Origin of the sequence: Pantoea sp. GCM10028869 (assembly GCF_042666835.1) — a bacterium.
Lineage (GTDB): Bacteria > Pseudomonadota > Gammaproteobacteria > Enterobacterales > Enterobacteriaceae > Pantoea > Pantoea leporis.
In genome coordinates this window covers 317,126-340,184 of the sequence record NZ_JBHTGO010000002.1, presented here as the reverse complement: position 1 = coordinate 340,184, position 23,059 = coordinate 317,126, and the positions used below count along the sequence as shown (strand labels likewise).

Sequence of the window (23,059 nt, the reverse complement as noted above, 5' to 3'; positions counted from 1 at the left end):
GTTAGCGTTTCAGCCGTTTGGCGCGCGTCGCCGGCGGCTGGAACGTCCAGGCGATAAAGCGGCTCTGCTTCTGACCTTGCGCCATTTCGATGATGCGCACTTCATAAGCATCGAGATCGCGCAGCTGGTCGCGCAGCGCCGGTAAATTCTCTTTGCGTGAGACCAGCGAGGTGAACCAAATAATGGCGTCTGAGTGCGTCACGCTTTCAGCGATCATTTGACCAACGAACTTGCGCTCGCCGCCGTCACACCACAATTCGTTGTGATGGCCACCAAAATTGAGCGGCGCATTTTTGCCTAAGCCAAGGTTGCGCGTTTTGCGCTGACCCACGCTGGCCGCCTCTTCCGCAGATGAATGGAAAGGCGGATTGCACAGCACCGCATGATAGCGTTCATTCTTATGCACCACGCCGGCGAAAATCGCCGAGGCCTCTTTTTGCCGACGCAGACGCACGCCGCGCTGCAAGCCCGGATTACTCGCCACAATCTGCCCGGCCACGGTAATCGCTTCGGCGGTGATATCGGTGCCGGTGAAGCGCCAGCCATATTCGGCGTTGCCAATCAGCGGATAGATGCAGTTCGCGCCGCAGCCGATATCCATTACATCCAGATCGCGTGGAACCACGCCACCGTTGTCGCTCGCCAGCAGATCGGCCAGCGCATGCACGTAATCGGCACGGCCCGGCACCGGCGGCGTCAGATAACCTGCAGGTAGCTGCCAGTTGAGGTTATAGAACAGCTTCAGCAGCGCCTGATTCAGCAGCATCACCGCTTCAGGATCGGCGAAATCCACCGACAACTCGCCGTAGCCGTTGGGACGCACTTTCACCGTCAGCGGCGGATGGGCTGCGGTCAGAGCAGCAAAATCATAACGGCCCTGGTGGCGGTTACGCGGATGGAAAGGTGACGTGGCGGCTGGCTTGTTCATAGTTTCTCCGGAAAATAGCGCGGGCGTAAGATACTCTGGCTAGCGGCATCGCACAATGCGCTTAATCGAATTCACCGTATTAGATGAGATTAGTGCACCTCACTCAGGTTCTCTTATAAGGATGGTTATGACTCGTCAGCGTTACTCTTATCAGCCCCGCGCGGGACACGGTTTGCCGCACGATCCGTTGAACGCCATCGTCGGCCCTCGCCCAATCGGCTGGGTCAGCTCGCAAAGCGCCCGCGGCGTACGCAATTTAGCGCCCTATAGCTTCTTTAACTGCTTTAACTATCATCCGCCGATTATTGGTTTTGCCAGCAGCGGCTGGAAAGACAGCGTACAAAATATCTCTGAGACCAAAGAGTTTGTCTGGAATCTGGCCACGCGTCCGCTGGCCGAGGCGATGAATGAGAGCTCCGCATCGGTGCCGTCCGAACAGGATGAGTTTGCGCTGGCGGGATTAACGCCGCTTGCAGCGTCACACGTCAATGTCAGCATGGTGGCGGAAAGCCCGGTGAATTTTGAGTGTAAGTTGACGCAGTTGATTCAGTTGCAGGATGCCCAGGGCCAGCCGATTGATAGCTGGCTGGTGCTGGGCGAAGCGGTCGCCATTCATATTGATGAAGCCCTACTGGAAGAGGGTATTTATCAAACGGCCAAAGCACAGCCAATCCTGCGTGCCGGAGGCCCGTCGGCCTATTACGGCATCAGCGAAGAACTGCGTTTCGATTTGGTGCGCCCGGACGCTCGCCGTAAGTAATGCCTGACAAATTTCGTAGCGGCGCACTGTATTGCGCAATGTCTGGATGGGCACGGAGCTGCCATTAATGTGCGCGATAAATCGCGCCGCTACGGATGGTGCGCTTCTTCAGCGCGGATGATAATTTTTCAACACCTCTACCGCCCGCGCGATCTCCGGTGCCAGCCAGCGGTCTTCCTGCCAGTTGGCAACCACCGCGCGCAAGCGTCGCAATGCCTGCGCCGTTCCCTGCGCCAGCTGCTCTTCGCCGTGGAAATCCAGCGCCTGCGCCGCCAGCAGATACTCGATCGCCAGAATCTGCCACACGTTGCCCACCAGCTTCAGCAGCTTCAGCGCCGCGCCGGTGCCGAGGCTGAGATGATCCTCCTGCAAACCCGAGGTCACATAGTTATCCAGCACCGCCGGCTGCGCCAGCTGGCGATTCTCCGCACAGAGTGACGCCGCCACATACTGCGCAATCATCATGCCGGAGTTAACGCCCGGCTGCGCCACCAGAAACGCCGGTAAGCCGCTCACCAGCGGATTGACCAAACGATCAAGCCGCCGCTCGGCGATGCTGCCGATTTCCGCCATGGCAATCGCCAGCAGATCCGCCGCCATCGCCACCGATTCGCCGTGCGGGTTAGCCTGCGACACTACGCGCCAGTTATCCGCCGTGCCGAGCACCAGCGGATTATCGGTGCAGGCATTGAGTTCGGTTTCAATCTGGCGCGCCGCGTGATCGAACTGATCGCGGCTGGCGCCATGTACCTGCGGCATGGATCGCAGGCTGAGCGCATCCTGAGTGCGAATGCCAACGCTGGTCGTCAGCAGCGGGCTATCACTCAGCAATGCGCGTAAGCGCTGACCGCTCAGCTGCATGCCCGGACTGGCTTTCAGCGCGATCACTTCGGCATCAAAGGCCACCCGCTGTCCACGCAGCGCCTCAAAACTCATCGCACCGGTGACATCGGCCCAATCCAGCAAACGCGCCGCATCATCCAGCGCCAGGCAGGACAAGCCGGTCATGCACGGCGTGCCGTTGACCAGGCTCAAACCTTCTTTGGCCCCCGGACGATAAGGCTGTAATCCCGCCAGCGTTAACGCCTGCGCCGCGGGCATGATCTGGTTTTGATACTCCACGTCGCCGACACCAATCAGCGCCAGACCGATATGCGCCATATGGCTGAGGTAGCCGACCGAACCCTGCGACGGCACCTGCGGCGTTATCTGCTGATTGAGCAGCGCCAGCAGATGCTGCACCAGCGCCACCGACACGCCCGATTTGCCGTGGCTGTAATTGGCAATCGCCGCGCACAGAATGGCGCGCGCCTGCTCACGCGTCAGCAGCGGACCCACGCCACAGGCGTGACTCAGCAGCGTATTGCGCGACAGCTGGCTGAGCTGATCTTCCGGCAGCGTGATGTTGCACAGCGCGCCGAGGCCGGTATTGATGCCGTAAGCGATCTGGCCGCTGGCGACAATCTCATCGACAATCGCGCGCCCCTGCGCAATGCGCTGCCAGGCGCTGACGCTCAAACTGAGTTCCGCGTTGTGCCGCGCCACCTGCACCAGCTCTTGCCAGGTTAAGGGGCTGTCGCCCCATACGATGGTCATGCTGGCTGCTCCGCGCCGTGATGGCTGGAGATAAACTGCTTAAAGCGCTGCGATCCCTGCGCGCCAAACATCTCTTCCGGCGCGCCCTGACAATCAATGGTGCCCTGATGCATAAACACCACGCGGTTGGAGACGTTGCGCGCAAAGCCCATTTCGTGCGTCACCACCAGCATGGTGCGCCCCTCTTCCGCCAGGCTGCGCATCACTTTCAGCACTTCGCCCACCAGTTCTGGATCGAGCGCCGAAGTCGGTTCATCAAACAGCATCACTTCCGGATCCATCGCCAGCGCGCGGGCAATCGCCACGCGCTGCTGCTGGCCGCCCGAGAGTTGCGCCGGGTAGAAATCCTTGCGATTGAGTAAGCCAACGCGATCCAGCAGTTGCTCCGCCTGGGCGATGCAGCTTTTCTTGTCGCGCTTCAGCACATAGTGCGGCCCTTCAATGACGTTTTGCAGCACCGTCATGTGCGACCAAAGATTAAAGCTCTGGAACACCATGCCAAGGCGTGAGCGCAAACGCTCAATCTGTTTCGGATTGGCCGCCAGCTGATGGCCGCGCGCATGGCGTTTCATCTCAATGGTTTCGCCGCCGACACTCACCACGCCAGCATCCGGCGTTTCCAGCAGGTTGATGCAGCGCAGCAAGGTACTTTTGCCCGAGCCGCTGGCGCCAAGAATCGAGATGACATCGCCTTGATGCGCCTGTAGCGAAATGCCTTTCAGAACTTCCATCGCGCCAAAGGATTTATGGATATCAGTGGCGGATAAGGTAACGGGTGATGTGGAATGCATATTACTCTCCGGCAAGCGGTTTAACGGCGGGCATCGGCTTTTTTGCGACACGATGCGCCGGGGTCAGACGGCGCTCTAACAGCGCGTACAGCTGGACGATAATAAAGTTGAGAATCAGGTAGATCGCCGCCGCACAGACAAACACTTCCATGGTGCGATAGGTACGCTGAATGATCTGCTGCGCCACGCCAGTCACGTCCCACACGGTGACGAGGCTGGCGAGCGCGGTGGATTTCACCAGCAAAATCGCTTCGGTGGAGTACGCCGGCAACGCATAGCGCAGCATGATCGGCACGATAATGCGGCGCAGCAGCAGCCAGCGTGACATGCCGCAGGCGAGACCGGCTTCCACTTGTCCAGCCGGCACGGCGAGCAGCGCTCCACGCAAAATCTCAGCGGTGTAAGCTGCCGTACAGAGTGACAGCGCCAGTACCGCGCAGATAAATGGCTCGCGCAGGAACGGCCAGACGAAGCTGTGGCGGATGACGCCAAACTGGCCAAGACCGTAATAGATGAGAAACAGCTGAATCATCAGCGGCGAGCCGCGAAACACCAGAATGTAGCCGCGTGCGAAGCCGCTCAGCACCCGCCAGCGGCTCATGCGCAGTGACAAAATGCCAATCGCCAATATGCCGCCGCAGAGAAAGGCGCTGATAAACAGGCCAAGCGTCACCGGCAGCGCGGCGCTCAGTTTGAGGAAGGTATCCGAGAGAAAAGCGAAGTCGATCATGCTGCTGCTCCTTAATGCTGCGCCGCAGTGCGACTTTGCCACGCGCGACCAAGGCGCGACTCTGCCCGACGAAACGCATGATTAGACACCAGCGTCAGCACCAGATAACAGGCAGCGCCAACCAGATAAAACGTGAAGTAATCGCGCGTGGATCCCGCCGCGACCTGGCTGGCGCGCATCAGCTCGACGATGCCAGTGACCGACACCAGCGCCGAGTCTTTCAGGCTCATCTGCCACACGTTCGACATGCCCGGCAGCGCGTAACGCACCACCTGCGGCAGCAGAATGCGTTGCGCGATGCGCCAGCGCGGCATGCCAATCGCCACCGCCGCTTCCACTTCGCCTTTGGCCAGCGCCAGACGCGCCGCGCGATACACTTCACCCTGATACGAACCCGAGATGAGCCCGATGGCCAGCGCCCCAATCAGGAACGGCGGCGCTTCGATAAAGCCATCTGCGCCGAACATCTGCCCAACCAGCGTAATCAGGCCGGATCCACCAAAATAGAACAGGTAGATCACCAGCAGTTCCGGGATGCCGCGAAACACCACCGAATAGCCTTCACCCAACCAGCGCAGCCAGCGCTGAGGCGATAATTTGGCGGCCGCCACACCGGAACCGACCACCGCACCAATCATCAGCGCCACCAGCGACAGCAGCAGCGTGGTACAGGCGGCGCTCAGGATCAGCCGGCCCCAACCATCAGCACCAAAACTCAGCAGGCTCATCATCTTTCACCTCACTTACGGAGTTACGTCAGTTTTAAACCACTTCTCACTGAGCTTTTTCACCGTGCCGTCAGCCAGCGCGGCATGGATCGCCTCATCCAGCCTGGCTTTCAGATCGTTATCCGCCATGCGCACGCCCATTGCTTCGCCCTCGCCCCAAATTGGACCGCCGAGCTGTGGGCCGCTGAAGACCAGATTGTTGTTCTCTTTGCGCGCCAGCATCGATTGCGCAAAGGTCACGTCATCGAACACCGCATCGATACGACCGGATTGCAGATCGAGCATCGCATCCGCCGAAGAGGTGTATTCGCGTACCTCGGTATCGCCTTTGAAGTACTTGTCGATAAAGGGCGTGTAAACCGTGCCGGAGGCGATACCAATGGTTTTGCCCTTCAGCGCCGCTTTCAGTGGGGCAATTGCCGCGTTGATCGCTTTCTCGTCGTCATGCAGCTTGATGATGTTGTGATCGGCCGGCAGCAGCGGATTGTCTTTAGTGGTAATAAAGGTGGCGGGCGTTGAAGCGTATGGCGTGGTGAAGTTAACCACTTTTTTGCGCTCTGGCGTGATGACAATCGCATCCATGATCACGTCATATTTTCCGGCGTTGAGGCCGGCGATCATGCCGTCCCAGTTCTGCACCACCAGCTTGCACTGAATGCCCATGCGCTTGCACAGGTCTTCCATCAGTTCCGGTTCAAAGCCGCCCAACTTGCCGCCCGGCAGCGTCAGGTTCCAGGGTTCGTAGCTGCCTTCGGTAGCGATGGTGATCGATTTCCACTCTTTCGCCTGGACGGCAATGCCGCTGATCATCAGGCTGGCAAACAGGGTCGTGAGGCAAAAACGGCGAATCGGGGCGCGGTGCGTCATGCGGCATCTCCTGGCTATTAATCGAATTTGGCAGTCTCTGCTTATGCAATATTTGCAGATGACCTTTCATGTATATACAAGTTAGCGTGCGGCAGATCATTGTCGGCATAAGCTTTTTGTGAGCCAGCCAGTATAAAAATTAATAATCGCTGCGCGGTCTTTACTTGTACATACAACCTAGCAAGCACTATGCCAAATCGGCAAAGCCGCAAATTCAGGGAGATGGTCACGCGATGGACGTAATATTGCACCGCGAGGAGGCAAGGTGTGCATTGTGGTGGTGCAGGATCACGAATCGTAGCGGCGCGATTAATCGCGCGTATGAATGGCGACCACATTGCCAATCTGAATAACGTGCAATAAATTGCGCCGCTACGAATAGGTGCGGGGATTTAGTTCGATTTACCGGCGTCTAGAAACGCCTGCATCAGCGGTTTCAGTACCTTCTGCAGCTGCGCTGCGCGATCCTGCTGCCAGGCAAACGGCGAGGTTTCATCCATATAATTGAGCTGCGCCAGCTCCAGCTGCACCGCCTGCACGCCTTGCTCCGGCTGGCCGTAGGCGCGGGTAATATAGCCGCCTTTAAAGCGTCCGTTCGCGATCCAACTGTAATCGTTTTGCGCATGACACACCTGTTTGATCGCGTTGATCACCGCCGTTGAACAGCTGGCGCCATCATTAGTACCGATGTTGAGATCCGGTAAACGCCCCTCAAACAGCCGCGGGATCACCGAGGCGATCGAGTGCGCATCAAACAGCAGCGCGTAACCATGTTCAGCTTTCAGGCGTGCCAGCTCCTGCTGCAGCTGTTGATGATAAGGCTGCCAAATCGTGTCCAGATAACCCTGGCGTACCTCGGCGCTCGGCGTTTTACCCGGTGCAAAGGTGGGGCTGCCGTCGAACAGGGTTTCCGGATACAAGCCGGTGGTCGCCGTGGTGTAGAGCGGCTGATTATCCGCCGGCCGATTAAGGTCAATGACAAAACGTGAATAGTGACCAATTAACACGCTGGCGCCGAGATCGCGCACAAAATCGTACAGCAGCGGCAAGTGCCAATCGGTATCCGGCAGGCCGCGCGCTGCGTCGCTCAGGCCGGCGTCCACTTCCGGCGTTAACTGCGTGCCGGCGTGAGGAATGCTGACCAGCAGCGGAATCTTACCGGCGGTGAAATGAAAAGGTGTCATTGCGCTTCTCCACGATAAATAACCTGGCACGGCAACTCGCCGCCCAGCCAGTAAACCAGCTCAGCCGGACGCGCCAGCGGCCAGTGAACAAAATTCGCGACCTTGCCCGCTTCCAGCGAACCGTGCGAGTGCTGTAATCCCAGCGCTTTTGCGCCCCACAAGGTCACGCCCGCTAACGCCTCTTCCGGCGTCAAACCAAACAGCGTGCAGCCCATGTTCAACATCAGTCGCAGCGAAAGCGCCGGTGAGGTGCCCGGATTGGCATCGCTGGCCAGCGCCATCGCTACGCCGTGTTCACGGAACAGTGCTACCGGCGGACGCTGGGTTTCACGCAACAGATAAAACGCGCCCGGCAGCAACACCGCCACGGTGCCGTGCTGCGCCATCGCTTGCGCATCCGCTGCGGTGGCGTACTCCAGATGATCGGCGGAGAGCGCACCGTAACTGGCCGCCAGCGCCGCGCCGCCCAGCGCCGAAAGCTGCTCGGCGTGCAGTTTCACCGGCATGCCCAATGCTTTGGCGGCATCAAAGACCGTGCGAACTTGCTCAGGAGAAAAGGCCAAATGCTCGCAAAACGCATCCACCGCATCCGCCAACCCTTCTGCTTTCACCTGCGGTAACAGGCGCTGGCAGATGATATCGATCCAGCCTTGCGGATTGTCTTTAAACTCCGGCGGGAAACCGTGCGCGGCTAAGCAAGTGGCCTGCACATCGGCAGGCACCGTTTCCGCCAACTCACGAATGGCGCGCAGCATGGTCAGTTCGCTGGCTTCATCGAGACCGTAACCAGATTTAATCTCTACCGTGGTGACGCCTTCCGCCAGCAGGCGATCCAGTCGCCAGCGCGCACTTGCCACCAGCTCTTGCTGCGAGGCCGCGCGGGTGGCGCGCACCGTGGAGAGAATGCCGCCGCCCTGTGCAGCGATTTCTGCATAGCTCACACCATTAAGACGCTGCTCAAACTCCTGGCTGCGATCGCCGCCAAACACCAGATGCGTATGGCAATCCACCAGACCGGGCGTGATGATGCCGCCGGAAAATTGGTGCTGTTCGCGCGCGGAAAAAGCCGGGCATTCACTGCGTGGCCCCACCCAAATCAGTTTTCCCTGATTGACCGCCAGCACGCCGTCGGCAATCAGATTGTAGTGCCCGTCACGCATCGTAACGATGTCGGCCCCCAGCCACAGGCTGTCGATCTGCTCTGTTTCTGCCATCCCACTCCCCTTCGCGTTCGGCGATTTACACTGCGCTTCAAAGTATGTATATGTATATACAACTTTCAGCCATGCAGGATCAACCATGACAACCTATTTTGCCCCACGCGCACTGCTGGCCGACGGCTGGCATGAGCGCGTACTGATTACCACCAACGCAACCGGACAGATCACCCAACTCGCGCCCAACAGCGAGCCCGGCGATGCAACGCGTCTTGCCGGACCGGTGATTCCGGCGATAGCGAATCTGCATTCACACGCCTTCCAGCGCGCGATGGCGGGATTGGCTGAAGTGGCGGGCGATCCGCAGGACAGCTTCTGGACATGGCGCGATTTGATGTATCGCATGGTGCAGCGCCTGTCGCCCGAGCAGGTTGGCGCTATCGCCACGCATCTCTACATCGACATGCTGAAAGGCGGCTACAGCCAGGTGGCAGAATTTCACTATTTGCACCACGATGCGCACGGCAAACCCTACGCCGATGATGCCATGCAGCTGGCACTGATGGCGGCAGCGGAGACCGCCGGCATCGGCCAAACCTTGCTGCCGGTGCTCTACAGCTACAGCGGTTTTGGTTCGCAGCCGGCCAGCGATGGCCAGCGCCGTTTCATTCAGCAAACCGACGCCTATCTGCAACAGCAGCAGCGCGTGGCGAGCTGGAGCGCGGATAAGCCGCTGCTTAATCATGGCATCTGCTTCCATTCGCTGCGCGCGGTAAATGAAGCGCAGATGCACGAAGTATTAGCCGCCTGCCCGCAGGATGTGCCGGTGCACATTCACGTTGCCGAGCAGGAGAAAGAGGTTAACGACAGCCTGGCGTGGAGCGGTGAGCGTCCGGTGGCGTGGCTGCTCAATCGCTTCGCGGTCGATCAGCGCTGGTGCTTGATTCACGCCACTCATCTTGATGAAGACGAAATTCAGCGCATGGCGGCAAGCGGCGCGGTGGCGGGATTGTGTCCGACCACGGAAGCCAACCTCGGCGACGGCATTTTCCCAGCGGTGGAGTACATCGCGCGCGGCGGCCGCTGGGGCATTGGCTCCGACAGCCACGTGTCGCTTAGCGCATTGGAAGAGCTGCGCTGGCTGGAGTACGGCCAGCGACTGCGCGATCGTCGTCGCAACCGCATCACCTTGCCCAATCAACCTTCCGTAGGCGATCTGCTGTGGCAGCAAGCCGCACAGGGCGGCGCGCAGGCGTGTGGTTTGCCGGCGGGTGAACTGGCGATAGGCAAACGTGGCGACTGGCTGGTGCTGGCAGAAGACGCGTTCCTCAGCAGCGTTAGCAGCACAGCGCTGTTGAACCGCTGGCTGTTTGGCGGCCAGCGCGAACAGATCCGCGACGTGTTTGTGGCGGGCAAGCAGGTAATCAGCGAAGGCCATCATGCGGCAGAAGAGCGTGCAGCAGCGAACTTTGCCGGGGCGATGAGGGCGTTACAATGAGCACCCGTTTTGCCTACGACCAGCTTCCGGTCAGCCGCTGGCGCAACGGCGGCGGTGAAACACGAGAAATCGTCAGCTATCCGCCGGGCGACGCGCAGTTTGCCTGGCGCGCCAGCATCGCTACCATCTCCGCCGACGGGCCGTTTTCACCTTTTCCCGGCATCGATCGCGTGATTACCCTGCTGCACGGCGATAGCGTGCTGTTGCGCGGCGATCACGGGGAACACGTTTTACAGCCGCATCGACCTTGGCCGTTTCCCGGTGAATGGGCGATTGACGCCCGCATTCGCGGCAGCTGTGAGGATTTTAATATCATGACGCGCCGCGACAGCTGGCGTTCTCAGGTTACCGTTGAGCAAAAAACGGCCAGCAGTGAAAACGGCGTGGCGTGGGTGTTGGCGGGAGAATGGCAAACATCGGCTGGGGAGATGCTGGAAGTGGATCAGGGGATCTGGTGGCTGGATGAAAAGCTAGATCTGGCACCGCAAACGTCGGATGCCAGACTGTTATTTGTCACACTTAGCCGTGACCTCTAAAGCGCCCCAGCAACTTATAGCGCGATCCCGGATACAACAGTCGCGCGTAGGTCACAATCTTGTTGTCGCTCCACGTCTGACGACGAATTAGCAGGCACGGCTCATGTTCATCCAGCGCCAGATGCTTACGCTGGCGCAGATCCGGCAGCACCGCTTCCACAATATGCTCACCAGCGGTCAATGGCGCAACGCGCATCAAATAGGTGTACGGCGTCAGCTGATGATAATCCTGGCTGAGATAATCCGGTGCCACCAGCGGATTGACCAAGCGATCTTCGAGCTGTACCGGCAGATCGTTTTCGTAATGCACAATCAACGAATGGAACAGCGTTTGCCCGGTGGATAATCCCAGCACCGCCGCCTGTTCCGGATCGGCCTTCATCTGCCCAATCGACAAAATCTTGCAGCTGTGACGATGGCCGCGCTGCGCGATCTCATCGGCGATGTTGTGCACTTCCAGCATCGCGGTGTAGCCCTTCATCTCCGCGACAAAGGTGCCCACGCCCTGCATGCGCACCAGAAAACCCTCGCTGGTGAGTTCACGCAGCGCGCGGTTAATGGTCATACGACTGACGCCCAGCTCGTTCACCAGTTCACTCTCAGACGGCACGCGCTGGTTGGCTTTCCAGTGACCTTCGCGGATTTGGCTGACGATCGCCTGCTTCACCCGCTGGTAAATCGGCGCAGGCTCATCGCCCATCGCCGCAGCCAGCTGTGCTACTGCTGTTTGCTCCGCCATTTCCTGTTCCTATAAAGAATAATGCCCAAAGTTTACTGTCTCAGCCCGTAAATGTATATACATCTAATTGTGCAAGGCGCCCAGCATTGGTGCAGCTTTCGCCCTGCTCCGGTGCAATCCCGCTGCGTTTACACCGCATAACGCGCATTGCGTCGTATTTCACAGAACAAGAACAATCTGGCATAGCGCTTGCTACTTGTATAGACAAGATTAGACACTTATGCTTCACTCATCGCAATCCACGGCAAATCGGACAGCCACATCGCAAAATATCGGCGTCCCATTCATGCCAGATCACTTGTATAGACAGGAGTAGACTATGTCAGGTTCGGTTCAGGAAATTCGCCTCGTTCCCGGTGAAGTGGACCTCGCTACCTTGCGCACCATCTATCAAAGCAAGGCAACGCTCACGTTGGCCGATGATGCGCGCGCAGCGATTGCGCGTGCCCATGAAACCGTCGATGCCATCGTCGCATCCGGCAACGTGGTGTACGGCATCAACACCGGTTTTGGCAAGCTGGCGCAGACGCAGATCCCTTCGGCGCGGCTGGCCGAGCTGCAGCGCAATCTGGTGCTGTCGCACAGCGTTGGCCTCGGCGATTTGCTGCCAGACAACGTGGCGCGTCTGGTGGTCGCGACCAAAATTATCAGCCTGGCGCGCGGTCACTCTGGCGTGCGTATCGAACTGATTGAAGCGCTGCTGGCGCTGTTCAACGCCGGTGTAATGCCGTGCATCCCGGAGAAAGGTTCGGTGGGCGCGTCAGGCGATCTGGCCCCGCTGGCACATCTTTCCCTGATGCTGCTGGGCGAAGGTCAGGTACGCGTCGATGGCGAGTTAATCCCCGCGACCGAAGGCTTAGCGCGCGTTGGCCTGCAGCCGATTGTGCTGGGCCCCAAAGAAGGTCTGGCGCTGCTCAACGGCACGCAGGTTTCGAATGCGCTGGCGCTGCGCGGGCTGTTCGAAGCGGAAAACCTGTTCGCGGCGGGCCTGATGGCCGGCGCACTGTCGCTGGAAGCGATTAAAGGCTCGGTGAAACCTTACGATGCGCGGATCCACGAAGCGCGCGGCCAGGTGGGACAGATCAACGTTGCCGCCGCCGTCTCCTCTTTATTATCCGGCAGTGAAATCCTCGGCTCGCATACTCACTGCGGCCGCGTGCAGGATCCCTACTCGATTCGCTGCGTGCCACAGGTGATGGGCGCCTGCCTCGATAACCTGTCGCACGCCGCGCGCGTGTTGCAGATTGAAGCCAACGCCGCCTCCGATAATCCGCTGGTGTTCAGCGACAGTGGCGATGTGATTTCCGGCGGTAACTTCCACGCCGAGCCGGTGGCCTTCGCCGCTGATATTCTGGCGCTGGCGATTGCCGAAATCGGCGCGATCTCCGAGCGTCGTCTGGCGCTGCTGCTGGATACCGGCCTTTCCGGTTTACCGCCGTTCCTCGTCAATGATGGCGGCGTTAACTCCGGCTTTATGATTGCGCAGGTCACTGCTGCAGCGCTGGCGTCTGAGAACAAATCGCTGGCGCATCCGGGCAGCGTTGACAGCCTGCCAACCTCCGCTAACCAGGAAGATCACGTCTCGATGGCGACCTACTCGGCCCGCCGCCTCGGCAGCATGTGCTTCAACACCGCCGCTGTGGTCGGCATTGAGGCGATGGCTGCGGCACAAGGCATTGATTTCCATCGTCCGCTGCAGAGTTCGCCGACGCTGGAGCAAGAGATGAGCCGCATTCGCGAGAAGGTGGCCTTCCTCGATCACGACCGTTTACTGGCGCCGGATATCGAATCCATGCGTCTGTGGGCCAGCGCACCTGCATGGCCTGAATCCCTTACCGCGCTGCTGCCAAGTCAGCGTAAGACTGTTAATTAAGGAATCGATGATGAGCGAAACTTTGACTCAGGCTGTAGCCCGTGAAATCCGTGCGCCGCGCGGTAATGAATTGCACTGCGCCAACTGGTTGATTGAGGCGGCTTACCGCATGATCCAGAACAACCTCGATCCTGACGTGGCAGAACGCCCGGAAGATCTGGTGGTGTACGGCGGCATCGGTAAAGCCGCGCGTAACTGGGAGTGCTTTGAGCAGATCCTGCGTTCGCTGCGCGCCCTGCAGCCGGAAGAGACGCTGCTCATCCAGTCCGGTAAACCGGTGGGCGTGTTCCGTACGCATGCCGATGCGCCGCGCGTGCTGCTGGCTAACTCGAATCTGGTGCCGCATTGGGCCAACTGGGATCACTTCCACGAGCTGGATCAAAAAGGCCTGATGATGTACGGCCAGATGACCGCCGGTTCGTGGATCTACATCGGTGCGCAGGGCATCGTGCAAGGTACCTTCGAAACCTTCGCTGAAGCGGGTCGTCAGCATTACGACAGCGATCTCAGCGGCCGCTGGATCCTCACCGCCGGTTTGGGCGGCATGGGCGGCGCACAACCGCTGGCGGGTGTGTTGGCCGGTGCCAGCGTGCTGGCGATTGAGTGCCAGGAATCACGTATCGATTTCCGTATCCGCACCCGCTACGTCGACCACAAAGCCTATACGCTGGACGAAGCACTGGCGCTGATTGATCAGGCCAATAAAGAGAAGCGTGCCATTTCTGTTGGTCTGCTGGGCAACGCCGCTGAAATCGTGCCGGAGCTGGTGAAACGTGCCAAAGCGGGCGGCATGAAGCCGGACATCGTCACCGATCAGACCTCAGCACACGATCCGATTAACGGTTATCTGCCGGTCGGCTGGGATCTGGCGCGCTGGGAAGCCGAGCGTGTCAGCAACCCGAAAGCGGTGGAGAAAGCCGCGCGCGCCTCAATGGCGGTACATGTGCAGGCGATGCTGGATTTCCATCACATGGGCGTGCCGACCGTGGATTACGGCAATAACATCCGTCAGGTGGCGCTGGATGAGGGCGTGAAAAACGCCTTCGATTTCCCGGGTTTTGTGCCGGCCTATATTCGCCCGCTGTTCTGCGAAGGCAAAGGCCCATTCCGTTGGGTGGCGCTGTCAGGTGATGCGGAAGATATCTACAAAACCGATGCCAAGCTGAAAGAGCTGTTCCCGGATCACCAGAATCTGCATCGCTGGCTCGACATGGCGCAGGAGCGTATCGCCTTCCAGGGCTTACCGGCGCGTATCTGCTGGCTGGGTCTCGGCGAGCGCCACAAAGCGGCGCTGGCGTTCAACGAAATGGTGCGTAACGGCGAGCTGAAAGCGCCGATCGTCATCGGTCGCGACCATCTGGATTGCGGTTCCGTGGCGTCACCGAACCGTGAAACCGAAGCGATGAAAGACGGCTCGGATGCGGTATCCGATTGGCCGCTGCTCAATGCCCTGCTGAACACCGCAGGTGGCGCGACCTGGGTGAGTCTGCATCATGGCGGCGGCGTCGGCATGGGCTTCTCGCAGCACTCCGGCGTGGTGATTGTGTGTGACGGCAGCAAAGAAGCCGATGCGCGTCTGGGTCGCGTGCTGTGGAACGATCCGGCCACCGGCGTAATGCGTCACGCGGATGCGGGTTACGAATTAGCGCAAAGCTGCGCGCAGGAGCACGGTCTCAACCTGCCGATGCAGAAATAACGTCCAACCCGCGCACGCCGCCAATCCCCTCTCTCGCCTGCGGGAGAGGGTTAGGGTGAGGGACAGCGCGCACCTTTCAACATTGTGCAGCTTTCCCCTGATCCCAGCCTTCTCCCGCAAGCGGGAGAAGGCGCTTACCAGCCCATTCGCTATATTCCATTCCGCTATACCCTATAGCCAAATTATTCCGTTCCGCGATAGACGCCGCCATACGCTTGCCACTACAGTAAATACATTATTTTGCAGCTCACGCTGCTAATGGAGAGCCTTACCTTATGAGCCTGCCTGCTGCACTGCTGGAAAACGCCCTCAACTGGCGTCGTCAGTTACACCAACATCCTGAGCTGGGTTACCAGGAGCAGCAGACCAGCGAGCTCGTCGCACAGGTCCTCACCGAGGCCGGATTACAGGTGTTTCGTGGCTTAGCGGGCACCGGCGTAATCGGCACCTTAGAGAACGGTCCCGGACCGGTTATTGGTCTGCGCGCCGATATGGATGCGCTGCCGATCACCGAAAAAGGCGCGCCGCAGTGGAAGTCGCAAACAGCCGGCGTTATGCATGCCTGCGGTCACGATGGTCACACTTCGATTCTGCTGGCGGCGGCTTGTCAGCTGGCGGCTACGCGCAACTTCAGCGGCACTATTCACTTCATCTTCCAGCCCGCCGAAGAGAATCTCGGTGGCGCGCGCAAAATGGTGGAAGAAGGCCTGTTCCAGCGCTTCCCGATGGATGCGGTTTACGCCATGCACAACTGGCCGGGCATGCCGGTGGGCACGCTGGCGGTGAACCCGGATGCGATGATGGCGTCACTCGACTCGTTCGAAATTACGCTGCACGGTAAAAGCTGCCATGCGGCGATGCCGGAAAGCGGGGCCGATCCCATGGTGGTTGCTGCCGAGCTGATTCTGGCGCTGCAAACCATTCCGTCGCGTCGTCTGTCGCCACTGGCTTCGGCGGTGGTGAGCGTGACGCAGATTCACGGCGGCGAAGCGATTAACGTCATTCCTGAACAGATTGTGTTGCGCGGCACGGTGCGATGTTTGCAGACCGACGTGCGTAATCGCGTGCGCGGTCTGATTGAGGATTTTGTCACGACGTTGCCGCGCCCGTTTGGCGTCAGCGGCGAGATTCACTGGTATCCCGGTTATCCGGTTACCGCCAACCATGCGGAGCAAGCCGAACAGGTGCGTGCGGTGGCGGTTGATGTGCTTGGCGAGGCGCAGGTTCACTGGCAGGTGAACCCTTCAATGGCTTCGGAAGATTTTGCCTGCATGCTGCAAGCCTGCCCCGGCGCCTATTTCTGGCTGGGTGCCGATGGCGCGACGCCATCCGCACCGCTGCATAACGCCAATTACGATTTTAATGATGAGCTGCTGCCGATTGGTATTACCTTCTGGCAGCAGTTGGTAGAGCGCGTGCTGGCGAAAGCGTGAGGGCGGTCGCCAGGAATGGCGGATGCTTGCTCGTGCCGTCGCGGCGCAATTTATTACGCAATAGCGGGATGGCGACATTGCCGCCATTGAACAGCGCGATTAATCGCGCCGCTACAGCTTGTGTGCGCTGTAAATGAGGCGCTTAATTCAAAGGCTTTACTCTTCACATCCCCGCCAACTGTAACTTCACTTCTGCATCCGCCAGGCTAGCCGATTCACCGGTCGCCATCAAACAACACGCCAGCTGCAAACGCAGCGCCTGCGGCACCACGCGTTCCCCGGCTAATACCTGATTGATCCACGCGGCGGTGTCCTGTGCGCTTTTGCTTTCTGGCAGTTCCACACTGACTTCCGGCTGGCGCTCAACCCACACTTCCGCTTCTGCACCCGCGCCACGAATGTAGTTAATCGCCGGGCAGCGCTGCGGATTGGCATACACCTCGCCTTCGGTCCCGTTCAGCAGAATCGCCGGTGCATCGATATCCTGGAAGAATTTCCCCACGCGCGGCACATATTCCGGATGCGAGACGCTGGCCAGGCGCAGCGCAGCACGTTCGGCAAACGGCGTCGCCAGTTTCGCCAGCGTATGCGCGCTGTTACGCACGCCCATGCGCCAGCGCAGCGACAGCTGTTGCGCCATTGGCGCACACAGATGGTCGATGGTGATAAACGCCAGTTCGCCGTTATCCAGCTTCGCCTGCGCCTGTGCGGCGGAGGTGACAGGCGCGATGTCCAGCGCTGCCAGCACCGCTTCGGTGGTGATGCGCGTAGGATCGTCGCTGACGCCGTGCAGCAGCACCGGGAAGCCCAGCTTCACCAGCAGCAGCGCCAGCAGCGGCGTCAGATTGCCCTGACGACGCGCGCCGTTGTAGCTGGGAATGACAATCGGCATGGGACGATGAGCGGGTGCCTGCAACTGCATCATTTGCTGCTGCATCGCGTGATAAAAACCGCGCATCTCCTCTTCGCCTTCGCCCTTGATGCGCAGCGCAATCAGCACGCCACCCAGCTCCAGCTCCGGCACGTCACCGGCCAGCATCGCGCTGTAGAGCGCCTGCGCGGTGGCGAAATCGATATCGCGCGCGTGATTTTTACCGCGCCCAATCTCTTTAATAATTTTATTCAGTTCCATCAGGCATTCCCGCTTCCAGGGCGCGCCGCCGTGCGGCTGCCAAAAATTGATCGTTAGATTTTCTTACTGCGACGTTTTTTCGTCTTGTCACTGCTGGCTTCCGGCATCGGCGGTTGCTCAATCGGGAACACCGGTAGCGCGGCCAGCAGTCGGCTGCCATAGGCTTTGTTGAGCAGGCGGCGATCGTAAATCACGATTTCGCCAAAGCAGCTGTGGCTGCGAATCAAGCGTCCTACCTGCTGAATCAAGGTAAAGGAGGCGCTCGGCAAGCTCTGCACTTCGAACGGATAGCGTTTCAGGCTCTTCAGCCATTCGCCCTCGGTCAAAATTACCGGACTGTCTACCGGTGGAAAAGCGATTTTATGGATATGCACCTGCGACAGCAGATCGCCTTTCAAATCCAGCCCTTCGGCGAACGATTGCAGCCCGACCAGAATACTGATTTTACCGGCTTCGACGCGTTCCCGATGCAGCGCCACCAGGCGCGAACGCGGCTGATCGCCCTGCACCAGCATCGACAGGCGCAGATCCGGAATATGTGCGACAAACTGCTGCATCGCGCGGCCGCTGGCGAACAGCACCAGCACCCCTTTGTGCTTCTCTTCGGCGATCTGCTGGCGGAAGAAGCGCGCCATCTCGGCAATGTGCTCCGCTTCCTGCGCCATCTGCGGCTCAAACTGCATCTGCGGAATCACCAGCTTGCCCTGGTCGATATGGTTAAACGGTGAATCCAGTGCCACAAAGCGGTCGCCGGCTTTCTCGCTCAGGCCGGACATTTCCTGCAAACGGTTGAAGCTGTTGAGCGATCGCAACGTGGCCGACGTCACCACCACATGCGGGATTTTGCGCCACAGGATTTTTTCCAGCTGATCGCTCACGCGAATGCCCGCGCAGTGGAACAGCAAATGCGCCTGGCCTTCACGGATCTCACGCGTAATCCACTTCGACACCGGCGCATTGGAAGCTTTCTCCATCGCCGCCAGCCGCCACAATTTGCTGATCGACTCGAACCAGCCGAAGTGGCGATTGAGCTGAATAATAGCTTTATGCAGCCGCATGATATCGGCTTTCCCGGTTTGCTCGCCCAACTCGTTGAGCAGGCCTTCGCTTAAGCCGCGCAGCGCGTCACTCAGCTTGAACAGCCGCGCGCACAGGCTCAGCAGCTCTTCCGGCAATTCACCCAGAACAAAGCGGAACTCGCCCGGCTGATTATGGCCCGGCAGCAGCGGATTGAGCGCATCGCACAGGATCTGCAGCAGCTCGCGCATTTCATCGCAGTGGCCTTTCAGGCGTTCCGGATTGGTGAGCGGCGGCGGCGATTTTGGGCGGAACTGCGCCATGATAGTTTCCACCAGCCGCACAAACAGATCGAGCTGCAAACTGCTCCAGCCGGGCGTGATCTCCGCGCTCATCTCCAGCGCATCGCGCGCCACTTCCGGCAGATGATGGCCTTCGTCCAGCACCAGCATCAGGTTTTTCGCCGGTGGCAGCACCGATTCATTCTCCATCGCCGCCATCACCAACGCATGGTTGGCGACCACCACATCCGCCTGCTCAATTTCGCGACGCGCGATAAAGAACGGGCATTCGCGATACCAGCGACAGTGATGCCCGAGGCAGTTGGCTTTGTCGGTGGAGAGGCGTTGCCACAAGCTGTCCTCGATGTTGACATCGGTGTGATCGCGCAAGCCATCCCAGCGGTAGCTACTGAGCTGCTTCTCTAGCTTGGCGCAGAATTTCTGCTCCTCTTTCGAGCCGGTGACCGCCTCTTCATCCAGATAGAGCAGCAAATCGCCCTGCTGATCTTCGGTCGCCGCCAGCGCCGCAAGGTTGCGCGGACAAACATAGCGTCCACGGCCAAAGGCGGCAGTAAAAGTGAGATCGGGGATGATTTTCTTCAGCAGCGGCAGATCCTTGCTGAAGATCTGGTCCTGCAACGCCACGTTGGCGGTGCTGATCACCAGCCGCTTCTCCTCGGCGCGGCTCACCGCAATGCCGGGGATCAAATAAGAGAGGGTTTTGCCGACGCCGGTGGGCGCTTCAATCGCCAGATGACGACCTTCGTCACCGGCCAGACTTTTCGCCACTTCGGCAATCATCTGGCGCTGCGGCGCGCGCGGGATAAAGTCAGGAACCTGCTGCTGCAGCGCCTTATACCATTGCGCAATCTGGCTTTTTATCGCTGCTGTCAGGGCCATTTTCGTTACTGTTTGCTGAATTGGCCTGTATTTTTACACAGTATTGGCGCAGCGTCAGCTTTCGCTGCTATTTTTTCGCGCTGGATTCAGAATTTCACGCATCGCGCGGATTAAGGTTTCACGCGCGCGCCCACGGCGGAACGCAAAAGAGAAAGGCGCGCGGAAGTGGAAATGGTGCGGCAGCAGGCGACGCAACGTGCCCTGCAGTTCCCCGCTGCGCGCGTAGTGTTCGGGCAAATAGCCAATGAAGCGGCCAGAGAGAATCAGCGTCAGCTGCGCTTCGATGCTCTCCACTGAAGCGTTGCTCTGGCGGAAGCCGCGCTTGTTCAGCTCCTGCTGATTCCAGTAACGCCGCGTCACCATGCCGGTTTGCTGCACGGTGCGCACATCCGGATGGCCCTCAGCCAGCGGATGTTGCGGGCTGCAATAGAGCCAATGCTGTTCTTCGTAAAGCGGAATAGTCACCAGATTGCTGGCGCGCAGCGGAAAGTGCCCAATCGCCAAATCGAGCCGATCCTCCAGCAACTGCTGCTGCAACTCATTGGGATCGCGCACGCTCAGATTAAAGAACACCGCCGGAAAGCGCTGATTAAAGCGGGCAATGGCAGCGGGCAGATCCAGCGTGCTATCGGTGACGGTGGCGTCCACCACGCCAAGCGAGAAAGTGCCGCCCTGCGCGCTTTTCAGCGTCTCTACCTGCTCCTGCCAACCCGCCAGCGTCGCCAGCATCTCCTGACTGTAGCGATAAAACTGCTCGCCTTTGCTGGTCAGGGTAAAGCCGCCGCGCCCGCGCTGACAGAGGATAAAACCGAGCTGGCTCTCGAGCTCGCTCATGTAGGCGCTGATGGCCGGCGTGGTCATGTTCAGCGCCTGTTGCGCGCGCGAATAGCCCTGATTTTCCACCACGCTGGCGAACACCTGCAGCAGTTTAAGATTGGGAAGCGTCTGCACCGATTTTCCTTCAGAGATTGCTGACTAAAGTTAAGTAATCTCTGAAGTGATTATCGGCTGTCAAGGATTTTTCCGGCGCGCGGGCTGGGTAATGATGGGTTTCACCTGACTAAAGGAGTGCGTGATGACCGATTTCCCCCAGCCGCAAGGCGGTAACGAAATGCCCCGTTTCGCCGGACGCGGCACCATGATGCGTTTACCCGCCGCTGAATCACCAGCCGATTTGGATGTGGCGTTCGTCGGCATTCCGCTGGATATCGGCACCTCGCAGCGCAGCGGTACGCGCTATGGCCCACGCGCCATCCGCGCCGATTCAGTCATGATCCGACCCTACAACATGGCCACCGGCGCCGCGCCCTTTGATTCGCTGCGCGTCGGCGATCTCGGTGATGTGCCGATCAACACTTACAGCCTGCTGAAATCAGTCGATATCATTGAAAACTATTATACCGAGCTGAATAACTGGCCGATTATCCCGTTAACGCTGGGCGGCGATCACACGCTGACGCTGCCGATTTTGCGCGCGCTGGCGAAGAAGCATGGGCCGATGGGGCTGATTCACATTGATGCCCACACCGACACCAACGACGAGATGTTTGGCGAGAAGATCGCGCATGGCACCACGTTCCGCCGCGCGGTGGAAGAGGGCCTGCTCGACTGCCAGCGCGTGGTGCAAATCGGGCAACGTGCGCAAGGTTACGCCGCCGATGATTTTCAGTGGGGCGTCGATCAGGGCTTCCATCTGGTGCCCGCCGAACAGTGCTGGTATCGCTCCATGACGCCGCTGATGGCCGAGGTGCGCGCGCGTATCGGCGACGGCCCGGTGTATCTCTCTTACGACATCGACAGTTTCGATCCCGCGTGGGCACCCGGCACCGGCACGCCGGAAGTGGGCGGTTTAACCTCGATGCAAGGGCTGGAGATCGTGCGCGGCTGTCGTGGACTCAATCTGGTGGGCGGCGATCTGGTGGAAGTCTCGCCGCCGTACGACATCAGCGGTATGACCTCGCAGCTGGCGGCCAATATCCTTTATGAGATGCTGTGCGTGTTGCCCGGCGTCCGTTACACAGAGAACAAGTGATGACACAACAGAATCTGGTTTTCCCGGCGCGCGTGCTGCGCGGTGCGGGCGTGATCAACCAATTAGGCGCGATCTGCGCCGGACTGGGACAGCGTGCGCTGCTGATTGGCGGCCATCAGGCGTTGCAGGCAGTAGAAGCGCAGGTTCGCGCGCAGCTGCTGGCGGCCAACGTCACGCTGTTAGCTCAAGAGTGGTTTGGCGGTGAAACCTCGATCAATCAAATCAATCGTCTGGCGGCGATGGCCAGCGAGCTGCACGCCGAGGTGCTGATTGGCGTGGGCGGCGGTAAATCGCTGGATACGGTGAAAGCGGTAGGCGCACAGATTGGCGTGCCGGTGATCACGCTGCCAACCATCGCCGCCACCTGTTCCGCGGTGACGCCGCTGAGTATTCGCTATGACGATAACGGCAATTTCTTCGACATCTTCCCGCTGCCGCAGGCACCGGCGGCGGTGATCATTGACAGCGAGCTGCTGGCTAAAGCGCCCGCCCGCTGGCTGGCCGCCGGGCTGGGCGATACGCTGGCGAAGTGGTACGAGTTCCGCGCGGTCAGCGCACGTCATCCGGCACGCGAGGGCAATGCGCTCTCGTCACTGGCGCACAGCCAGATCTGTTATAACGTAATTGGTGAACATGGACCGGCAGCCTATGCCGCAGTGCTGCGTGGTGAGAGCAGCGCGTCGCTCGATCAGGTGCTGGATGCGATCTTCACCTGGGCGGGATTAACCTCGCTAATGAGCAACGGCGCACACGCGGCGGCTTCGCATGCGATTTATGAAGGCTTTACCTTCTGCGATAAAACCCGCGAGTTTGGGCACGGCTTGCTGGTCGGCTTTGGCAATCTCTGTTTGCTGGCGCTGGAGAACCGCACCGATGAGGAAGTGCTGGATGAGATGCGCCTGGCGCGCGATTGCGGCGTGCCGCTGACGCTGAGCGAGATTGCCGAGCTGGATGAAAGTGAGCTGGCGCTGATTATGAGCGAATCGGTGCATGCGCCGGATATGGAGAACATGGCCGAAACGGTGACCGAAGCGCGCTTGCTGGCAGCGATAGCGCGGATTGAGGGGTTAGCAGGCAGGGTTTAGTTTGTGCTCGCTGTGGTGTGAATGTGCTCGCTGTAGTTTGAATGTGCTCGCTGTCCCCCTCCTCGGTCCTCCCCCATAAATGGGGGAGGAAGATGC

Annotated in this window: 20 protein-coding genes; 8 read left to right on the top strand and 12 right to left on the bottom strand. The window is 59.5% G+C overall.

Annotated elements, in window-relative coordinates:
• Window position 1: 1 nt before the first annotated feature.
• Complete coding sequence (gene rlmF / locus ACFQW4_RS05800) at window positions 2–928, bottom strand: 23S rRNA (adenine(1618)-N(6))-methyltransferase RlmF (protein WP_377724331.1); 927 nt, start codon at window positions 926–928, stop codon at window positions 2–4.
• A 127-nt stretch (window positions 929–1,055) separates the two neighbouring features.
• Between rlmF and ACFQW4_RS05795 the strand changes: the two genes are divergently transcribed.
• Entirely contained in the window at window positions 1,056–1,688 is a 633-nt protein-coding gene (locus ACFQW4_RS05795) for a flavin reductase family protein (protein WP_377724329.1), read from the top strand.
• A gap of 108 nt (window positions 1,689–1,796) precedes the next feature.
• On the opposite strand, the gene hutH (ACFQW4_RS05790) is transcribed toward ACFQW4_RS05795, so the two are convergent.
• The 7 genes from hutH (ACFQW4_RS05790) to hutI all read right to left on the bottom strand — a co-directional run bounded on the left by hutH (ACFQW4_RS05790) (window position 1,797) and on the right by hutI (window position 8,798).
• Complete coding sequence (hutH, locus tag ACFQW4_RS05790) at window positions 1,797–3,284, bottom strand: histidine ammonia-lyase (protein WP_377724327.1); 1,488 nt, start codon at window positions 3,282–3,284, stop codon at window positions 1,797–1,799.
• Window positions 3,281–4,075, bottom strand: a complete 795-nt coding sequence (locus tag ACFQW4_RS05785) for an ABC transporter ATP-binding protein (RefSeq protein ID WP_101761021.1) — start codon at window positions 4,073–4,075, stop codon at window positions 3,281–3,283. Before ACFQW4_RS05785 ends, hutH (ACFQW4_RS05790) begins: the two co-directional genes overlap by 4 nt.
• Window position 4,076: 1 nt before the next feature.
• Window positions 4,077–4,805: an ABC transporter permease gene (locus ACFQW4_RS05780; RefSeq protein WP_110865805.1), complete on the bottom strand. Its 729-nt coding sequence runs from the start codon at window positions 4,803–4,805 to the stop codon at window positions 4,077–4,079.
• Between the two features lie 11 nt (window positions 4,806–4,816).
• Window positions 4,817–5,536 (bottom strand): ABC transporter permease, encoded by a 720-nt coding sequence (locus ACFQW4_RS05775; protein WP_101761023.1) that lies wholly within the window; start codon window positions 5,534–5,536, stop codon window positions 4,817–4,819.
• A gap of 12 nt (window positions 5,537–5,548) precedes the next feature.
• Window positions 5,549–6,400, bottom strand: a complete 852-nt coding sequence (locus ACFQW4_RS05770) for a transporter substrate-binding domain-containing protein (RefSeq protein WP_192236565.1) — start codon at window positions 6,398–6,400, stop codon at window positions 5,549–5,551.
• A 392-nt stretch (window positions 6,401–6,792) separates the two neighbouring features.
• A complete protein-coding gene (gene hutG / locus ACFQW4_RS05765) occupies window positions 6,793–7,584 on the bottom strand; it encodes an N-formylglutamate deformylase (RefSeq protein ID WP_192236566.1) in 792 nt (263 codons plus the stop codon).
• A complete protein-coding gene (gene hutI / locus ACFQW4_RS05760; protein WP_377724323.1) occupies window positions 7,581–8,798 on the bottom strand; it encodes an imidazolonepropionase in 1,218 nt (405 codons plus the stop codon). Before hutI ends, hutG begins: the two co-directional genes overlap by 4 nt.
• 85 nt (window positions 8,799–8,883) lie before the next feature.
• Between hutI and ACFQW4_RS05755 the strand changes: the two genes are divergently transcribed.
• Together ACFQW4_RS05755 and ACFQW4_RS05750 are read left to right on the top strand one after the other, a co-directional pair.
• Entirely contained in the window at window positions 8,884–10,239 is a 1,356-nt protein-coding gene (locus ACFQW4_RS05755) for a formimidoylglutamate deiminase (RefSeq protein WP_377724321.1), read from the top strand.
• On the top strand, window positions 10,236–10,775 hold the full coding sequence (locus ACFQW4_RS05750) for a HutD family protein (protein WP_377724319.1): 540 nt from the start codon (window positions 10,236–10,238) through the stop codon (window positions 10,773–10,775). The genes ACFQW4_RS05755 and ACFQW4_RS05750 overlap by 4 nt, the downstream gene beginning before the upstream one ends.
• Here the strand turns inward: ACFQW4_RS05750 and hutC are convergent.
• Window positions 10,759–11,514, bottom strand: coding sequence for a histidine utilization repressor (gene hutC / locus ACFQW4_RS05745; RefSeq protein WP_008102577.1), 756 nt, complete (start codon window positions 11,512–11,514; stop codon window positions 10,759–10,761). The two genes, ACFQW4_RS05750 and hutC, sit on opposite strands and share 17 nt — an antisense overlap.
• A gap of 319 nt (window positions 11,515–11,833) precedes the next feature.
• Between hutC and hutH (ACFQW4_RS05740) the strand changes: the two genes are divergently transcribed.
• The 3 genes from hutH (ACFQW4_RS05740) to ACFQW4_RS05730 all read left to right on the top strand — a co-directional run bounded on the left by hutH (ACFQW4_RS05740) (window position 11,834) and on the right by ACFQW4_RS05730 (window position 16,516).
• Window positions 11,834–13,387, top strand: coding sequence for a histidine ammonia-lyase (hutH, locus tag ACFQW4_RS05740; protein ID WP_377724317.1), 1,554 nt, complete (start codon window positions 11,834–11,836; stop codon window positions 13,385–13,387).
• A 10-nt stretch (window positions 13,388–13,397) separates the two neighbouring features.
• Window positions 13,398–15,083: a urocanate hydratase gene (hutU, locus tag ACFQW4_RS05735; protein WP_110865798.1), complete on the top strand. Its 1,686-nt coding sequence runs from the start codon at window positions 13,398–13,400 to the stop codon at window positions 15,081–15,083.
• Window positions 15,084–15,358: 275 nt separating this feature from the next.
• On the top strand, window positions 15,359–16,516 hold the full coding sequence (locus ACFQW4_RS05730) for a M20 aminoacylase family protein (RefSeq protein ID WP_377724315.1): 1,158 nt from the start codon (window positions 15,359–15,361) through the stop codon (window positions 16,514–16,516).
• Window positions 16,517–16,679: 163 nt separating this feature from the next.
• Here ACFQW4_RS05730 and ybiB read toward each other — a convergent pair whose 3' ends face one another.
• From ybiB to ACFQW4_RS05715, 3 genes are read right to left on the bottom strand one after another with little or no spacing between them, the layout of a single operon-like run.
• Window positions 16,680–17,648, bottom strand: coding sequence for a DNA-binding protein YbiB (gene ybiB / locus ACFQW4_RS05725; protein WP_377724313.1), 969 nt, complete (start codon window positions 17,646–17,648; stop codon window positions 16,680–16,682).
• A 53-nt stretch (window positions 17,649–17,701) separates the two neighbouring features.
• Entirely contained in the window at window positions 17,702–19,846 is a 2,145-nt protein-coding gene (gene dinG / locus ACFQW4_RS05720) for an ATP-dependent DNA helicase DinG (protein WP_377724311.1), read from the bottom strand.
• A gap of 54 nt (window positions 19,847–19,900) precedes the next feature.
• Entirely contained in the window at window positions 19,901–20,797 is an 897-nt protein-coding gene (locus ACFQW4_RS05715; protein WP_101763134.1) for a LysR family transcriptional regulator, read from the bottom strand.
• A 124-nt stretch (window positions 20,798–20,921) separates the two neighbouring features.
• On the opposite strand from ACFQW4_RS05715, the gene speB reads away from it, so the two are divergent.
• Together speB and ACFQW4_RS05705 are read left to right on the top strand one after the other, a co-directional pair.
• Entirely contained in the window at window positions 20,922–21,878 is a 957-nt protein-coding gene (gene speB, locus ACFQW4_RS05710) for an agmatinase (RefSeq protein ID WP_101763135.1), read from the top strand.
• Complete coding sequence (locus ACFQW4_RS05705; protein WP_377724308.1) at window positions 21,878–22,963, top strand: iron-containing alcohol dehydrogenase family protein; 1,086 nt, start codon at window positions 21,878–21,880, stop codon at window positions 22,961–22,963. The genes speB and ACFQW4_RS05705 overlap by 1 nt, the downstream gene beginning before the upstream one ends.
• The last annotated feature ends 96 nt before the right edge of the window (window positions 22,964–23,059 follow it).

Coding starts and splice junctions, on each gene's coding strand:
- hutH (WP_377724327.1), bottom strand. CDS start 3,284: ATGACCATCGTATGGGGCGACAGCCCCTTAACCTGGCAAGAGCTGGTG.
- ybiB (WP_377724313.1), bottom strand. CDS start 17,648: ATGGAACTGAATAAAATTATTAAAGAGATTGGGCGCGGTAAAAATCAC.
- hutU (WP_110865798.1), top strand. CDS start 13,398: ATGAGCGAAACTTTGACTCAGGCTGTAGCCCGTGAAATCCGTGCGCCG.
- hutC (WP_008102577.1), bottom strand. CDS start 11,514: ATGGCGGAGCAAACAGCAGTAGCACAGCTGGCTGCGGCGATGGGCGAT.
- ACFQW4_RS05770 (WP_192236565.1), bottom strand. CDS start 6,400: ATGACGCACCGCGCCCCGATTCGCCGTTTTTGCCTCACGACCCTGTTT.
- hutI (WP_377724323.1), bottom strand. CDS start 8,798: ATGGCAGAAACAGAGCAGATCGACAGCCTGTGGCTGGGGGCCGACATC.
- ACFQW4_RS05705 (WP_377724308.1), top strand. CDS start 21,878: ATGACACAACAGAATCTGGTTTTCCCGGCGCGCGTGCTGCGCGGTGCG.
- ACFQW4_RS05795 (WP_377724329.1), top strand. CDS start 1,056: ATGACTCGTCAGCGTTACTCTTATCAGCCCCGCGCGGGACACGGTTTG.
- dinG (WP_377724311.1), bottom strand. CDS start 19,846: ATGGCCCTGACAGCAGCGATAAAAAGCCAGATTGCGCAATGGTATAAG.
- ACFQW4_RS05755 (WP_377724321.1), top strand. CDS start 8,884: ATGACAACCTATTTTGCCCCACGCGCACTGCTGGCCGACGGCTGGCAT.
- ACFQW4_RS05780 (WP_110865805.1), bottom strand. CDS start 4,805: ATGATCGACTTCGCTTTTCTCTCGGATACCTTCCTCAAACTGAGCGCC.
- ACFQW4_RS05785 (WP_101761021.1), bottom strand. CDS start 4,075: ATGCATTCCACATCACCCGTTACCTTATCCGCCACTGATATCCATAAA.
- ACFQW4_RS05775 (WP_101761023.1), bottom strand. CDS start 5,536: ATGATGAGCCTGCTGAGTTTTGGTGCTGATGGTTGGGGCCGGCTGATC.
- ACFQW4_RS05750 (WP_377724319.1), top strand. CDS start 10,236: ATGAGCACCCGTTTTGCCTACGACCAGCTTCCGGTCAGCCGCTGGCGC.
- hutG (WP_192236566.1), bottom strand. CDS start 7,584: ATGACACCTTTTCATTTCACCGCCGGTAAGATTCCGCTGCTGGTCAGC.
- hutH (WP_377724317.1), top strand. CDS start 11,834: ATGTCAGGTTCGGTTCAGGAAATTCGCCTCGTTCCCGGTGAAGTGGAC.
- ACFQW4_RS05730 (WP_377724315.1), top strand. CDS start 15,359: ATGAGCCTGCCTGCTGCACTGCTGGAAAACGCCCTCAACTGGCGTCGT.
- speB (WP_101763135.1), top strand. CDS start 20,922: ATGACCGATTTCCCCCAGCCGCAAGGCGGTAACGAAATGCCCCGTTTC.
- rlmF (WP_377724331.1), bottom strand. CDS start 928: ATGAACAAGCCAGCCGCCACGTCACCTTTCCATCCGCGTAACCGCCAC.